This is a genomic window from Streptomyces sp. NPDC003393, assembly GCF_053589015.1.
Map to the genome: position 1 here is coordinate 13,081 of NZ_JBSFRB010000008.1, position 13,613 is coordinate 26,693.

The window sequence follows — 13,613 nt, forward strand, 5'->3', positions numbered from 1 at the left end:
CTGATGAAGGCAATGGTGGGAGAGACCGTCGTCGCTGAGGCGGCGAACGAGGCGGTAGTCAGGATCGAGGGAAATGTCTACTTCCCTCCGGACTCGGTGACCGCCGGTGCACTGAGGAACAGCCCCACCCCGTACACCTGTCCGTGGAAGGGGAGGGCGCAGTATCACGACATCGTGGTCGGCGAGAGCGTCCTCAGGGACGGCGCCTGGTCCTACCCGGAAATCAAGGAGTCGGCGACGGCTCGTGTCGGTCGCGACTTCAGCGGCTACGTGGCATTCGACGCACGCCAGGTCAGCATCAAGGACTGACCACGAACCTGCAGGGAGCCGTCGAGCGGTCAGTCGGTCGATGCGTGTCGATCGACACCCGCCCCACCTGCGGATCCCCACAACGAGATCATCCATCACCGTCGAACCCCACGCGGCGCCACACCGAACTGCAGGCCACCACTCCGAACGGTGCTCTCAAGCCATCAGGAAGGGGCGAACGCATGAAGATCGCAGTTGTCGGCGGAACCGGGCTCCTGGGATCGCAGGTGGTGAGGGTTCTCAGGGAGAGCGGGCATGAAGCGGTGCCGCACTCACGGTCCACGGGACTGGACCTGTTGGACGGTAAGGGCCTGCCTGAGGCACTGGCCGGAGCTGATGTCGTCGTGAACCTGACGAACTCGCCGACCTCCGACGAGGCGTCGCTGACGTTTTTCCGGACGACGATGGACAACCTCCTGTCGGCGGGCGCGTCCGCCGGTGTCGGCCACGCGGTGGTTCTCTCGATTGTCGGCGCCGACCTGGTGCCGGGCCTGGTGTACTACCGCGCCAAGGTGCTGCAGGAGGACATCCTCAAGGCTGGTCCCCTGCCGTACTCGATCGTCCGCGCCTCGCAGTTCTTCGAATTCATGGACTCGGTGTTGTCGTGGACCTCTGACAGCGAGACCGTCCGCCTGCCTGCCACCCGCATCCAGCCCGTGGCCTTGGCAGACGTCGCCGAAGCCGTCGCCGAGGTCTGCGCGGGAGAACCTCTGCAGGGCACTCGGAACATAGCCGGCCCCGAAGTCTTCGCGTTGGACGAGCTCGGCCGGATCACACTGGCCGCGCGTAACGATCGACGCAGCGTCGTCACCGACAACGACGCCGGCATATACGCCGTCGCCTCGGGCGATGCTCTCATCGCCAAGAACGACGCCGTTATCGCCAAAACCACGTACCGGGACTGGCTCGCCCGCCGTTGAGACGGTACGCCGTCACCCTTGCGATTCCGGCTCCTGTGCGGGGCGAATCCTTACCCTCTGCGCTACCGGAGATGCATCGAACCTCGTCGGCCTCAAACACGCGGAGCCCCTGCCGCTGCACCCACTTGCCTTCGGCTCCTTATTGGATTCCCTCACAGAAAGCATGGAAATGGCAATCAATCTTGAGGCTGAGACGTCCGCCCGGGAAGAGAACAACGCTGCGCTCATCGCCGCTCTGGGAGAGGTGAGTCAAAGCGACGTGGAGTCCAGCTGGGAGCTCGATCTGTTCAACGACGCGGAGCGCGGTCGCTGGGTCGCCATGGTCAGCGATGAAGCGATCGCTGAGCTCTCGTACCGGTTCGTGGGCGGGCGCGTCGTGCTGCTGACGACCTGGGTCGACGCTGCCTACCGCAAGCACCAAGTGGCTACGGAGCTTGTCTCTCGCGTACTGAACGAAATCCGCGAGAGCGGGAAGAAGATCACCATCATCTGTCCGGTCGTGGGTGAGTTCATCGCCCGTCACCCGCAGTACGCCGACCTCATCGACAAGGTGCATCCCGGTGCCGGCGCGTATCCCGAGCGCAAGCCCATGAAGGGTGACCACGAGAAAGAGATCAGGGCGATCGAGCGCGACCTTGCATAACTGTCCGGTGTCCAGAGGCGGCTTCTTGTCGCAGCACCCTCGAGAGATCCTGCGCCGGCCAGTGCGGCGAAGGTGATCCGATCCGCCGAGCGGGCCGGGTGTCGGCCTACGAGCAGAGGAACTGATGCGTGAGATTGTGATCGTCGGGGGCGGCTACGCGGGCTTCTACACCGCCTGGCGCCTGGAGAAGGCGCTGCGCAAGGATGAGGCACGCGTCACGGTCGTCGAACCGCGTCCTTACATGACCTACCAGCCCTTCCTGCCCGAGGTGACGGCCGGATCGATCGAGGCCCGGCACGCGGCTGTGTCATTGCGGCGGCATCTGCGCCGTACCCGGCTGATCGCGGGACGCGTGAGCGAGATCAGAAACGCCGGCCGGACGGTCACGGTCCGGCCTTCTCGAGGCGAGGACTTCGAACTGCGCTACGACGTCCTCGTGGTCACGGCCGGCGCTGTGACGCGTACGCTCCCCGTCCCCGGGCTCGAGCAGCACGCGATCGGTCTCAAGCACGTGGAGGAGGCGGTCGCCGTTCGCGACCGCCTGATGACCGCGTTCGACCAGGCGGCATCGCTCCCTCCGGGTCCCGAACGACGCAAGCTGCTCACCGTCACCTTCGTAGGCGGCGGGTTCTCCGGCGTCGAGGGCTTCGGTGAGTTGCTGTCGCTTGCGACGGCGCTGCTCAAGTCCTACCCGGAGCTGAGCTTCGACGACCTGCGCTTCCATCTGGTCGAGGCCCGGGACCGCATCCTGCCCGAGGTGGGGGACGAGCCGGGTGCCTGGGTGGTGGACTCCCTGGAACGGCGGGGCGCCCGCGTGCACTTGAACACGCAGCTGATATCCGCCGAGGACGGACACGTCGTGCTCTCCGACGGTGAGGAGTTCGACTCGGCGCTGATCGTGTGGACCGCGGGCATCGCCGCCAACCCGGTCGTGCACAACCACACGGATCTCCCGGTGGACGAACGGGGCCTGCTCGTGGTTCGCGCCGATCTCCGCGTGGGCACCGACATCGAGCCCGTACCGGATGTGTGGGCAGCCGGCGACGATGCGGCCGTTCCCGACCTGGCCTCACCTGTGCCAGGGGCCCACACCGTACCGAACGCCCAGCATGCGGTGCGGCAGGGCAAACGTCTCGCGAAGAATATTGTGGCAAGCCTTCGCGGCGGCCGGATCCGGAACTACCGGCACGACAGCCTGGGAGTGGTGGCGACGCTGGGACTGGGGCGTGGCATCTTCCAGTACAAGTCCATCGTGATCAAAGGGCTTCCCGCCTGGCTGATGCACCGGGGCTACCACGTCCTGGCCGTGCCGACCTGGGAGCGGAAAGTCCGCGTCCTGTGCGTCTGGCTCACGGCGGCCCTGTTCGGGCGGGACATCGTATCGCTGCTGTCCGTGCAGCACCCCCGGGACGCCTTCGTCACCAGCGGTGAGCCGCAACGCTCCGACACGAGCGGATCGTTCGACAAGGCGGGTGGGAACCTCTAGGACGCAAGGGCAGAGCGGCCGGCGGTAAGACGAAGCGGAGAACCGGCGCCTACGGAGAGAGGCCTGGCCGCCATCCAGGAACCTTCTCGCCCACCGGAGTCACTTGGTGCCTCAGCAACGGCAGTGAAGCCATCACCCGCGCCGTTCCGGAGCGCTCGACGACATCAGTACAGAGGAGCATGCATCATGGTCAGCGGAGTTCACGACACTGGGCAGATCACCCGTGAGCCGGGCACGGAAACAGCTGTGCTGGCCGGCGGGTGTTTCTGGGGTATGGAAGACCTCATTCGCCGGCAGCCCGGCGTACTGGCCACGCGTGTCGGATACACCGGCGGAGAGAACGATCACGCGACGTACCGCAACCACCCCGGCCACGCCGAAGCGGTCGAGATCGTCTTCGACCCTGCGAAGACGACCTACCGCGAGATCCTGGCGTTCTTCTTCCAGATCCACGACCCCTCGACCCTGAACCGCCAGGGAAACGACATCGGCACGAGCTACCGCTCGGCGATCTTCCCTCTGTCCCCCGAACAGGAGCAGATCGCGCGCGACACGATCGCGGATGTCGACGCGTCAGGATTCTGGCCGGCCAAGGCCGTGACGACCATCGAACCAGCCGGTCCCTTCTGGGAGGCCGAGCCGGAGCATCAGGATTACCTCGTCAAGTACCCCAACGGCTACACGTGCCACTTCCCGCGCAAGGACTGGGTGCTGCCCAGGCGCGATGCGACCACTCTTTGAGAGTTCGTTGCCGGAGCGCAGGACACTGACGTTCGGCAAACCGGCCCGAACGCACCGCGACACGCACTGCCACGTCGGCGCGAGTTCAGAGCCGCCGCCGCACACGTGGCAGCCGGCTCCGTCGAGGTGGCCGGTGCGCTTGTGCGGGAAGCCGAGGAACAGGCCCGCAAGCGCGGGGACACCGAACTGCCGGTGAGGCCGAGTGCGGTTGACGGGTCCGGGGCTTCTCATTTTGGCCAAGCTCAACGTCGGCAACCGCGGCGAGGCAGCAGCCGCATGCCCATCGAATGCGGCTGTTCCCTCACACCGGAAAGCCGCGAGCAAGCACAGGCGCAGGCGCAGGCGCAGGCATCCTGGATGATCACAAAGCGTGGCAGCTTGATCATCGTGGGACACCTGCGCCTGTCCTGCCGCCGGACCGGCCTGATGTTCGCGTGGGCTCCTAACCGCGCAACCGCTCCGCGATCTCCACGAGATGCCGGCCCTGGTAGTTGGCCGCGTCCAAGGTCGCCTGATCGGGTCCCTCTCCCCCACCGCTCGGCCAGCTCGTCCCATAGGGATTGCCGCCGGCCCCGAACATCACCGAGTTGGTGTAGCCGGGGGGAACGATGATGCAACCCCAGTGGTAGAAGACGTTGTTGAGGGCGAGCAGCGTCGATTCCTGGCCGCCGTGACGGTTGGTCGCCGAGGTGAAACTCGTGACGGGTTTGTTGTGGAACACGCCGGCCTGCCACTGCACCCCGGTCGAGTCGATGAACTGCTTGAGCTGGGCCGATACGTTTCCGTACCGGGTGGGCGTGCCGAAGGCGTACGCCGTCGCCCACTCCAGGTCCTCCAAGGTGGCCTCTCGGACCGAGTCCTTCATGGTGTCGACGTGGGCCCGCCAGGCCGGATTCGCGTCGATGGCTGTGTCTGGTGCCAGCTCGGGGACACGCAGGAGGCGGACGTCAGCCTCTCGGCCTTCCGCCCCTTTGGCGAGTGCTTCCGCCAGCTGGTGGACGTTCCCGGTGGCACTGTAGTAGATGACTGCCAGGCGTACAGGCATGCACGAACTCCCGTTCCGTGTGGTCCGATTCGAGATCAGCGGAGCTTCCGCCGCCGTGTGCGGTTCGTTCATCGACGGCGAAGGCCACTTCTGCGGAATGAATGGCAGCATGGCCGTCGATTCCGCGGCCTCTCCTTCGTCACCAAGCGCCCGAATCCACTGTCCAAGCCCGGAACCCGCCGGGAGGGACAGCACCGTCGAACCGTGCTCCCCTCCCCTGCCTGTTCCTGTGACGGTGGAGTCGGCCGCCGGCCGATACCTTCGGCCGGATTGGTGACAGCCTCTGTGGCTCTCTTCGAAGTAAGCGCCCGGCAGGCACGACTTCTTACCCCGGACCCCGGCCGGTCTGTGAACTGCCCGGCACGATGCGCCTCGGCTCCGCGCCGCGGGCAGATCGGGATGCCCGAACTGGCGGCCGATGGACGGGCAGGACGAGGATTCAGGTGCGGCGGCCGTGGGTGTGTGGATCCACGGGCCGGTCGGGCCTGGGAAGGCCGGCGACCACGAGACGGTAGGAGTCGATCACGAGTTCCTCCACCAGCTTCTCGTCGATGGTGCCGCCGCCTTCCAGCGTGATCCAGTGTCTCTTGTCCATGTGATGGCCGGGGTGATGTCCGGGTACTTCTCGTGCAGCGCTACGGCGTCGTCCGGATCGGCTTTGAGGATCCCTACGGGCGTAGGGACGAAGCCCGACGCATGGATCTCGACGATGACGTCGTTGATCGCCGCGGTCGGCTCGGGCCGATCCGTCAGCGTCATCCCGGCCGTTCCCGCCGCCTGATCGGTGACCACAATGGCCTTCATCGACATGTTGCCTCTCCTGCTCTGTGCCGGGGTTTCCGCTTTCCGGGTGAGCGTCTTTACACGAAGGTGAACAGCTGGCCGGCGTCGAACCGCGAGATCGGATTGGTGTACACCTTCTCCGGGTCGGGATAGCCCAGGGCCAGCAGCACCGTCGTGCTGTGCCCGGTCTCCCGGATCTTGAACGCCTTGTCGACGCCGGCCGGGTCGAACCCCTCCAGCGGCGTGGCCTCGACACCGAGCTCGGCCGCCGCCATCATCGTCAGACCCACCGCCATGTAGGTCTGCTTCTCCATCCAGTGGTGCAGGTCCCGGTAGCCGTAGGTGCGCAGGCCGAGGAAGTCCCGGGTCATGAACTCCCACCGCTCCTGCTTGGACAGGTCGGGGAACCGGCCGTCGGCCCTCTCCTTCGCGAACACCGCCTCCAAGTGGCTGTCCGGCACATCCGCCCGCGTGGTCATGATGATGGTGTGCGAGGCGTTCAGGATCTTCTCGGCGTTGTCCTTGAAGCGTTCGCCCAGGTTGTCGGCGAGCCGCTCCTTGCCCTCGGGTGTGGCCAGAACGTAGAAGTGGTTGGGCTGCACGTTCACCGACGACGGCGTCGAGCGCAAAAACCTCAGCAGCTGCTGCAGGGTCTCCTCCGGAATCGTCCTGCTCGGGTCGAAATACCTGGTGAGATGCTTGCTCATGAGCTTGTCGAGGTTCATGCGGATCTGCCTTTTCTTAACGGTGAGCGGGTGAGAGGGGTGGTTCGCAGGGAATGGGCCGCCGGAGGTGTGCGGCGTCATGGACGTCTCGGAGAATTCATCCGGAGGTACCGGCCGGGCTGACGGCGGGGATGTCGATGTCGGTCTGGTTGACGTCGTTGATGAAGTTGGTCAGCAGGGCCTGCACCGCCACCGTGACGATCGCCAGGATCTGGCTGTCGGTGTACCCGGCGCCCCGCACGGCCGCCAGGTCGGCGTCGCCGACCTGGCCGCGGCTCTCCACCACCTGCTGGGCGAAGCGGGCGACCGCGGCGCGCCGGGGGTCGGTGGAGCTGCCGGCGCGGGCGAGGTCGATGTCGTCGCTCGACATGCCACCGAGTTCGGACGACCCGTACGTGTGCACGGCCAGGCAGTAGTCGCAGCCGTTGGTCTGCGACACCGCGAGCGCGATGGTGTGCCGCGTCTTCGCGTCCAGAACCCGGCTCAAGGAGGTCTGCAGGCCCGTCACGACGTCGAGGACGGCCGGGTTCGACGCAAGGGTCTGGAACATGTTCGGGACGAAGCCGAACTGCGCGCCGATGCTGTCGAGGGTTCGCTGTGCGGCGGCGGGGACATCAGCGGGGGCAGGAGCGGCGAGTCGTGACATGGCGGAACAGCCTCCAGCAGGTGGTCGTGATCGGGTCTGGGCCGGGCCTGTGGTGCTGGGAAGGTCCCGTCGCCGTGGTGACCGCGACCCCCGCATTTTGGGCTGCCCGGCCCACTTCCCAGAGTTAACGCCACAGGGTTCTGGGCTGTAAAGCCCAGTCTGGGGTTATCCTGAGGTATGACCACAACCACGGCAGCACCGGCACCCGACAAGCTCACGTCCAAGGGGCAGGCCACACGCGCCCGCATCCTCGAGCAGGCCGCTGAGCTGATCTACACAAAGGGTGTCCACGCGACGAACAACGAGCAGCTCCGCCGCGCCGCCGGCGTCAGCGGATCGCAGCTCAACCACTACTTCCCGAACAAGGAGAGCCTCGTCCTGGCCGTGATCGCATGGCAGGCCGACCGCGTCCTCACGTTCCACCGCAGCGAGCGATTCGCCCGCTTCGACACTCTCGACGCGCTTCGGGAGTGGGCGGATTTCTACGTCGGCTACGAGCGGGCGTACCAGGAAGGCTGCACCCTCGGCTCCCTCGCAAGCGAGATCATCAAGACCGACCTCGATGTCCACGAACAGCTCGCGGCCGCGTTCGACCAGTGGCGGAACATCTTCCGCGAGGGAATCGAGCGCATGCAGCATCTCGGGCGTATCAGCGCCGAGGCAGATCCCGCGCAGCTGGCCAATCTGCTCCTTGCCGCCTTCCAGGGCGGCATGCTCCTGGCCCAGGTCGCCCATGACATCGCACCTCTGAGAGACGCCCTGCACGCAGCCATCGATCACGTGCAGACCTTCGTGCCGTCCCCCGACAGCGGCGGACACCCGGCCCGGTAGCCGTCCGTACGTCCACGGCTCAGCGCGGCTCGGCAGGGTGCAACGCAGCGAAGCACTCAGCGGGAACGATCGGGCGCCGACCCGAGTACGGGACGGCGCCCGCAAGACGCCCGGCCCTCCAGGCACGGCTGCTTCACCGACCGCTGGGCTGTGCGGTGCTCCGGCGGTCGCGATCGGGAGTAGATACGGAGTCGATGTGCGGGGGTGTTTTTGGGAGTTGGGGGTGTGAACGCGCCCTTAGGGTTACGAGGCGGTTGCGGCGAAGGTGGGCTCGTGCGGGTTCATCTCCGTCGGCGGGAGAGGTCGGCGCACTCGGCGGGCACGGTGCCCGGGGTGAGCTCAAGTTCTGTGCTCTGCGCTGTTGTTGCCGGCAGCGGTGACGGGATGTGTGGTGCCGGCTTGCGCCCTTCGCGTGGACGTTCTGCGGCCGACGGCTGCGACCTGCTGCTTCAGACCGAACGACCGGGAGGAACGCCATGACCGCCGTTGCCGAAGATTTCGACCTCGTTGTCCTGGGGGGCGGCAGTGGTGGATACGCCGCTGCTCTGCGTGGAGCGCAGCTGGGTCTGCGCACTGCGATGGTCGAGAGACACAAGCTGGGTGGTACCTGCCTGCACAACGGGTGTATTCCGGCCAAGGCCCTGCTGCACGCTGCCGAGGTGGCCGACCGGAGCCGTGAGGCACAGCTTTTCGGTGTGAGGGCGAGGTTCGAGAGTGTCGACATGCCCGCGGTGCAGCGGTACAAGGACGAGACGGTCGACAGTCTGTGCAAGGGGCTGACGGGTCTGGTCAAGGCCCGGGACATCACCTACATCGAGGGTGAGGGGCGGCTGTCCTCCCCCACCTCGGTCGACGTGGGCGGCCGGCGTATCCGGGGCCGTCACGTCCTGCTGGCGACCGGCTCGGCGCCGAAGTCCCTGCCGGGCCTGGAGATAGACGGCGACCGCATCATCTCCTCCGACCACGCTCTGTTCCTGGACCGCGTGCCGAGGTCCGCGATCATCCTGGGCGGCGGTGTGATCGGTGTCGAGTTCGCCTCCGCCTGGAAGTCCTTCGGCGCCGACGTCACGGTCATCGAGGGCCTCAAGCACCTGGTCCCGGCGGAGGACGAGGACAGCTCGAAGCTGCTGGAGGACGCGTTCCGCCAGCGCGGCATCAAGTTCAGCCTGGGCACCTTCTTCGAGAAGGCCGAGTACACCCAGGACGGCGTCCGGGTCACCCTCGCGGACGGCAAGGTGTTCGAGGCCGAGGTGCTGCTCGTCGCCGTCGGCCGCGGCCCGGTCTCCCAGAACCTGGGCTACGAGGAGGCCGGGGTCGCCGTGGACCGCGGCTACGTCCTCGTCGACGAGTACATGCGCACCAACGTCCCGACCATCTCCGCCGTCGGTGACCTGGTCCCCACGCTCCAGCTCGCGCACGTCGGCTTCGCCGAGGGTGTCCTGGTGGCGGAGCGCCTGGCCGGTCTGAAGGTTGTTCCGGTCGACTACGACGGTGTGCCGCGGGTGACGTACTGCCATCCGGAGGTCGCCTCCGTCGGCCTGACCGAGGCCAAGGCGAAGGAGATCTACGGCGCGGACAAGGTCGTCACTGTGAAGTACAACCTGGCGGGCAACGGCAGGAGCAGGATGCTGAAGACCGCGGGTGAGATCAAGCTCGTCCAGGTCAAGGACGGTGCCGTGGTCGGCATCCACATGGTCGGCGACCGCATGGGCGAGCAGGTCGGCGAGGCCCAGCTGATCTACAACTGGGAGGCCCTGCCGGCCGAGGTGGCCCAGCTCATCCACGCCGACCCGGCACAGAACGAGGCGCTCGGCGAGGCCCACCTGGCCCTGGCCGGCAAGCCCCTCCACGCCCACGCCAGGGTCCTGTGACTGCGGCTGCTGGACTCTTCGGGCCGCGGCCTTGACGGAACGCCTGCCCCAGCGGATGCCTCTGGCCGTGTACGCCGACATGTTCGTCGTACACGGCCAGGACGTCGCAAAGGCAGGCGTTCCGTCGCGCCGGCGCGGGCAGGCGTTCAGAAACCGGGCCGGCGGCGGATGTCAGTGCCCTGTGGAGGACGATCCGGCGCGGCTCGTCGGTCGGGCACAGGACCGTCGTTCGGGATCAGACCACCTTGGGCTGCTGCTTCGCGCGACGCCCGAGGTACAGGACGATCAGACCGCACAGCGCGGTGGGGATCACGAGGATCATGAAGAGCCGCTCGTGGCCTATGCCGCCGGCCAGCAGGCCTCCGACGATCACCGGGCCGAGGATTCCGCCGACGCGACCGATGCCCAGTGCCCACCCCAGGCCGGTGGCGCGTACTTCTTCGGGATAAAAGGCCGCGGCGAGTGCGATGACGCTCTTCTGTCCACCGCTGACCGTGCAGCCGATCAAGAAGATCGCCGCCAGGACCATCCATACCGGCGAGCCCAGCACCAGACTCATGAGGATCAGGAAGCCGCAGCCGACGAAGTAGAGCGCGCTCAGGGAGCTGTAGGCGCCGAGCCTGTCCATCGCGGGACCGATCACGAAGGCGATCACGATGCCGCCGATCGTCGTCATGGACGCGGCGGTCGCCAGGGTGCCCGCAGAGTACCCGCGCTCACTGAGGATGGTCGGCATCCAGCTTTGGAGGCCGTAGAACATCGCCAGGTTGATCGCGAAGACGCCCCAGAGCAGGACGGTGCCGAGCAGTTGCCTGCCGGAGAGCAGTTGGGTGACCTTGACCCGCTTACCCGGGTCGGCGCTTTCCGCCTCGAGCTGTGCCTGGCCCGTCTCCGGAAGCGTCCGGTCGATCGACCGGGTCAGGGCGTAGGCCTTGGTGTGATCCCCGCGGTGCAGCAGGTAGGAGATGGACTCGGGCAGCCGCCAGGCCAGTACGGGGAGCAAGGCCAGCGGCAGCACGGCACCGGCGATGAAGACCGAACGCCAGCCATGGGCGGGGATGAGCCAGCCGGCTGTGTAGTTGGCGGCCACGAACCCGAGCGAGAATCCGCAGTAGATCGCCAGAACCAGGCTGGCGCGCAGTCGCTTGGGGCTGTACTCGGCGGTGAGCGCGATGGTGCTCGGGGTGGCCGCACCGAGACCCGTTCCGGTGATGAACCGCATGACGATGAGCTGATCTGGGCTCTGCACCCACACCGAAGCCAGCGTCGAGAGCGAGAAGAGCGCGACTCCCGCCATCACCAGGCGTTTGTGGCCGAGTCTGTCGGCGAGCGGAGCGAGCAGCAGGTAGCCGAGCATCAGGCCGACCAGTGCGGCCGAGAAGACGGTGGCCATGGTGCCCTTGGACACTCCCCAGTCGCGGGTGATCGCCGGGGCCATGTAGTTGATCGCTTGCGTATCGAATCCGTCGAGCAGCATGACCAGCCCGCACAGGAGTGTGGTGCGCAACTGGAAACCGCCCAGGGGGCGCTCGTCTATGAAGCCGGGAAACCGCAGCGTTCGCGGTGGCCCCGACACGGTGGCGGACGGGGATGAAGCGGTGTCGGACATGATGTGCTCCAGGTGGAGGACGACTAGGCAACATTGACGGAGGCGCCCACGGCCGGGACGAACGCATCGGAGTGGAACCGGTCAGGCGCCACATCGCGCTCGCGCGCCAGCTCCTCGGCGGCCGTTCGGGTCATGGCCTCACTGCCGCAGGCGTAGATGTGGTGGCTGCTCAGGTCGGGGTAGTCCGCGATCACGGCTGCTTGTACCCAACCGGTGGCGCCTTCCCAGCCGGTGTGCGGCCGGGAGAGCACCGGGGTGAACCGGAACCAGGGGTGTCGCCGACTCCAGGCTCGCAGGGTGGTGTGCGCGTAGAGCTCTTCGCGGGTGCGGACGCCCCAGTACAGGTGGACGGGGCGGGCAAGGCGCCGGGCGATGTGGTCGAGGATGATCGACCGCATGGGTGCGAAGCCGGTGCCGGTGGCGAGCAGAAGGAGCGGGTCGTCGCCGTCCTCGACGCAGAACTCGCCGTAGGGTGCCTCGATCTCCACGGTGTCGTGGAACTCCAGTTGCTGAAGGATCCGGGCCGAGAACGCGCCGTCGGGCTTGTGCCGGATGTGCAGCTGGGCGAGGTTGTTGTGCTGGGGTGCATTGGCCAGCGAGTACGACCGGGTGTCGCTGTCGCCGAGGATGACGTTGAGGAACTGGCCGGCCCGGAAGGGTGCGCGCCGGCCGATGGGGTAGCGCAGGTCGAGAACGGTGACTCCAGGGGCTACTTGGCGGCGCCGGTGCACCGTCGTGGTCAGCCGCTTGCGCACCGGAGCGGTCCGCGTCGTGATCCGGCGCGGCGCGATCTCGATGTCGCCGCTCGGCTGTGCCCGGCAGAGCCGGACCTCGGCGGGACCGCAGAGGGAACCGCTCCCTGGTATGTCCAGCGGTCCCGCGGTCACCGAGCCGAGGCAGGTGTCGCACACGCCTTTGCGGCAGGAATAGGGAATCGTCCAGCCGGCCGTCTCGGCGGCGTCCAGGACGTTCTGCCCCGGCGCGCAGGGGAAGGCGATGTCCGAGTCCCGGACGCTGATGGTGAAGGTCATCTCCATCCTCCTGCACAGTCGGAAGCGAGCAGTCGGAGAGCCGCAAGCACGGCACTCGGGTCGGCACTGCCCTGCCCGGCGATGTCGAAGGCAGGACCGTGGCCCACGCTGGAGAACGGCGCACCGGCACCGATGGTGACCGCCGCCGCGGTGCGTCCAGCCAGAATCTTGACCGGGATGTGTCCCTGGTCGTGGTACATCGCCAGGTATGCGTCGTGGTCGCGGGCACCGCCGAGCAGGATGTCGGCTCCGGTCGGACCCTCGACGGTGACGCCACGCTCGCGCAGAGCGGTCACCGCGGGCTCAGTGATCTGCTTGTCGTCGTCGCCGAACAGGCCGCCCTCACCGGCGTGCGGATTGATCGCGAAGACGCCGATGCGCGGATGGGCGACGCCACTGGCCCGCAGTGCCCGGTGCAGCGCCAGCCCGGCGTCGGTGACCAGCTCGGGGGTCAGTCGTGCCAGCGAGTCGGCCAGCCTCTCGTGCAGTGTGACGTGCGCGATCCGCAGGCCGCTGCCGACCAGCATCAGGAACACCTTCGTGAGGGGGGTGCCGGTGAGTTCCGCGATCAGCGGCGGGTAGCCGGCGAAGGCGATCCCGGCCCGGTGGACGGCGGTCTCCGAATGCGGGCAGGCGACCACACCGGCGTACTCGCCGTCCCTCGCCAGCCGCACTGCCGCGGTGACGTAGGCGATGGTGGCCGCGCCCGCAGGTGCGCTGACGTGACCGACCGCCAGGTCGGAAGGGGCCAGGGCGCCGACGTCGACCAGGTCGCACACGCCGCGCTGGGCCGGTGCGCCCGGCTGAGCCGTGCGCAACGCGAGCCCTGTGCGCTCGGCGTACGGTTCGAGTACATGGCGATCGCCGACGACGACCGGTGCCCGGTCACCGAGCCCGGCGACCGCTGCAAGAGCGATCTCCGGTCCGATCCCGTTCGGATCGCCGGTCGTGAGGAGCAGCCTGGGCATCCTGG

The 13,613-nt window shown here is 67.3% G+C and carries 13 protein-coding genes and 1 pseudogene; 7 read left to right on the forward strand and 7 right to left on the reverse strand.

What is annotated here, in order from left to right; all coding sequences use genetic code 11:
* The first annotated feature begins 12 nt into the window (after positions 1-12).
* The 5 genes from ACWDUZ_RS10695 to msrA all read left to right on the forward strand — a co-directional run bounded on the left by ACWDUZ_RS10695 (position 13) and on the right by msrA (position 4,099).
* A complete protein-coding gene (locus ACWDUZ_RS10695) occupies positions 13-309 on the forward strand; it encodes a DUF427 domain-containing protein (protein WP_451631663.1) in 297 nt (98 codons plus the stop codon).
* A gap of 182 nt (positions 310-491) precedes the next feature.
* Positions 492-1,229: an SDR family oxidoreductase gene (locus ACWDUZ_RS10700; RefSeq protein ID WP_451631453.1), complete on the forward strand. Its 738-nt coding sequence runs from the start codon at positions 492-494 to the stop codon at positions 1,227-1,229.
* A 163-nt stretch (positions 1,230-1,392) separates the two neighbouring features.
* Positions 1,393-1,872, forward strand: coding sequence for a GNAT family N-acetyltransferase (locus ACWDUZ_RS10705; protein WP_451631454.1), 480 nt, complete (start codon positions 1,393-1,395; stop codon positions 1,870-1,872).
* A 124-nt stretch (positions 1,873-1,996) separates the two neighbouring features.
* Positions 1,997-3,358: an NAD(P)/FAD-dependent oxidoreductase gene (locus tag ACWDUZ_RS10710; protein WP_451631455.1), complete on the forward strand. Its 1,362-nt coding sequence runs from the start codon at positions 1,997-1,999 to the stop codon at positions 3,356-3,358.
* A 186-nt stretch (positions 3,359-3,544) separates the two neighbouring features.
* Positions 3,545-4,099: a peptide-methionine (S)-S-oxide reductase MsrA gene (gene msrA / locus ACWDUZ_RS10715; RefSeq protein ID WP_451631456.1), complete on the forward strand. Its 555-nt coding sequence runs from the start codon at positions 3,545-3,547 to the stop codon at positions 4,097-4,099.
* 442 nt (positions 4,100-4,541) lie between these two features.
* Here msrA and wrbA read toward each other — a convergent pair whose 3' ends face one another.
* From wrbA to ACWDUZ_RS10735, 4 genes and pseudogenes are all read right to left on the reverse strand, one after another.
* Positions 4,542-5,144, reverse strand: coding sequence for an NAD(P)H:quinone oxidoreductase (gene wrbA, locus ACWDUZ_RS10720; RefSeq protein ID WP_451631457.1), 603 nt, complete (start codon positions 5,142-5,144; stop codon positions 4,542-4,544).
* Positions 5,145-5,583: 439 nt separating this feature from the next.
* Positions 5,584-5,819: pseudogene (locus tag ACWDUZ_RS10725) on the reverse strand (MmcQ/YjbR family DNA-binding protein); the annotation flags it as partial.
* 185 nt (positions 5,820-6,004) lie between these two features.
* On the reverse strand, positions 6,005-6,652 hold the full coding sequence (locus tag ACWDUZ_RS10730) for a nitroreductase family protein (RefSeq protein WP_451631458.1): 648 nt from the start codon (positions 6,650-6,652) through the stop codon (positions 6,005-6,007).
* 97 nt (positions 6,653-6,749) lie between these two features.
* The gene (locus tag ACWDUZ_RS10735; protein ID WP_451631459.1) at positions 6,750-7,298 is read right to left on the reverse strand and encodes a carboxymuconolactone decarboxylase family protein; all 549 of its coding nucleotides are present in this window, start codon (positions 7,296-7,298) and stop codon (positions 6,750-6,752) included.
* 177 nt (positions 7,299-7,475) lie between these two features.
* Between ACWDUZ_RS10735 and ACWDUZ_RS10740 the strand changes: the two genes are divergently transcribed.
* Together ACWDUZ_RS10740 and lpdA are read left to right on the forward strand one after the other, a co-directional pair.
* Positions 7,476-8,129, forward strand: a complete 654-nt coding sequence (locus tag ACWDUZ_RS10740; protein ID WP_451631460.1) for a TetR/AcrR family transcriptional regulator — start codon at positions 7,476-7,478, stop codon at positions 8,127-8,129.
* A 476-nt stretch (positions 8,130-8,605) separates the two neighbouring features.
* Entirely contained in the window at positions 8,606-10,000 is a 1,395-nt protein-coding gene (gene lpdA, locus ACWDUZ_RS10745; protein ID WP_451631461.1) for a dihydrolipoyl dehydrogenase, read from the forward strand.
* A 235-nt stretch (positions 10,001-10,235) separates the two neighbouring features.
* Here lpdA and ACWDUZ_RS10750 read toward each other — a convergent pair whose 3' ends face one another.
* From ACWDUZ_RS10750 to ACWDUZ_RS10760, 3 genes are read right to left on the reverse strand one after another with little or no spacing between them, the layout of a single operon-like run.
* Entirely contained in the window at positions 10,236-11,609 is a 1,374-nt protein-coding gene (locus ACWDUZ_RS10750) for an MFS transporter (protein WP_451631462.1), read from the reverse strand.
* Between the two features lie 23 nt (positions 11,610-11,632).
* Entirely contained in the window at positions 11,633-12,640 is a 1,008-nt protein-coding gene (locus tag ACWDUZ_RS10755; protein WP_451631463.1) for a 2Fe-2S iron-sulfur cluster-binding protein, read from the reverse strand.
* Positions 12,637-13,608: a PdxA family dehydrogenase gene (locus ACWDUZ_RS10760; protein ID WP_451631664.1), complete on the reverse strand. Its 972-nt coding sequence runs from the start codon at positions 13,606-13,608 to the stop codon at positions 12,637-12,639. The genes ACWDUZ_RS10755 and ACWDUZ_RS10760 overlap by 4 nt, the downstream gene beginning before the upstream one ends.
* Between the last annotated feature and the right edge of the window lie 5 nt (positions 13,609-13,613).

Coding starts and splice junctions, on each gene's coding strand:
- ACWDUZ_RS10695 (WP_451631663.1), top strand. CDS start 13: ATGGTGGGAGAGACCGTCGTCGCTGAGGCGGCGAACGAGGCGGTAGTC.
- ACWDUZ_RS10700 (WP_451631453.1), top strand. CDS start 492: ATGAAGATCGCAGTTGTCGGCGGAACCGGGCTCCTGGGATCGCAGGTG.
- ACWDUZ_RS10705 (WP_451631454.1), top strand. CDS start 1,393: ATGGAAATGGCAATCAATCTTGAGGCTGAGACGTCCGCCCGGGAAGAG.
- ACWDUZ_RS10710 (WP_451631455.1), top strand. CDS start 1,997: ATGCGTGAGATTGTGATCGTCGGGGGCGGCTACGCGGGCTTCTACACC.
- msrA (WP_451631456.1), top strand. CDS start 3,545: ATGGTCAGCGGAGTTCACGACACTGGGCAGATCACCCGTGAGCCGGGC.
- wrbA (WP_451631457.1), bottom strand. CDS start 5,144: ATGCCTGTACGCCTGGCAGTCATCTACTACAGTGCCACCGGGAACGTC.
- ACWDUZ_RS10730 (WP_451631458.1), bottom strand. CDS start 6,652: ATGAACCTCGACAAGCTCATGAGCAAGCATCTCACCAGGTATTTCGAC.
- ACWDUZ_RS10735 (WP_451631459.1), bottom strand. CDS start 7,298: ATGTCACGACTCGCCGCTCCTGCCCCCGCTGATGTCCCCGCCGCCGCA.
- ACWDUZ_RS10740 (WP_451631460.1), top strand. CDS start 7,476: ATGACCACAACCACGGCAGCACCGGCACCCGACAAGCTCACGTCCAAG.
- lpdA (WP_451631461.1), top strand. CDS start 8,606: ATGACCGCCGTTGCCGAAGATTTCGACCTCGTTGTCCTGGGGGGCGGC.
- ACWDUZ_RS10750 (WP_451631462.1), bottom strand. CDS start 11,609: ATGTCCGACACCGCTTCATCCCCGTCCGCCACCGTGTCGGGGCCACCG.
- ACWDUZ_RS10755 (WP_451631463.1), bottom strand. CDS start 12,640: ATGACCTTCACCATCAGCGTCCGGGACTCGGACATCGCCTTCCCCTGC.
- ACWDUZ_RS10760 (WP_451631664.1), bottom strand. CDS start 13,608: ATGCCCAGGCTGCTCCTCACGACCGGCGATCCGAACGGGATCGGACCG.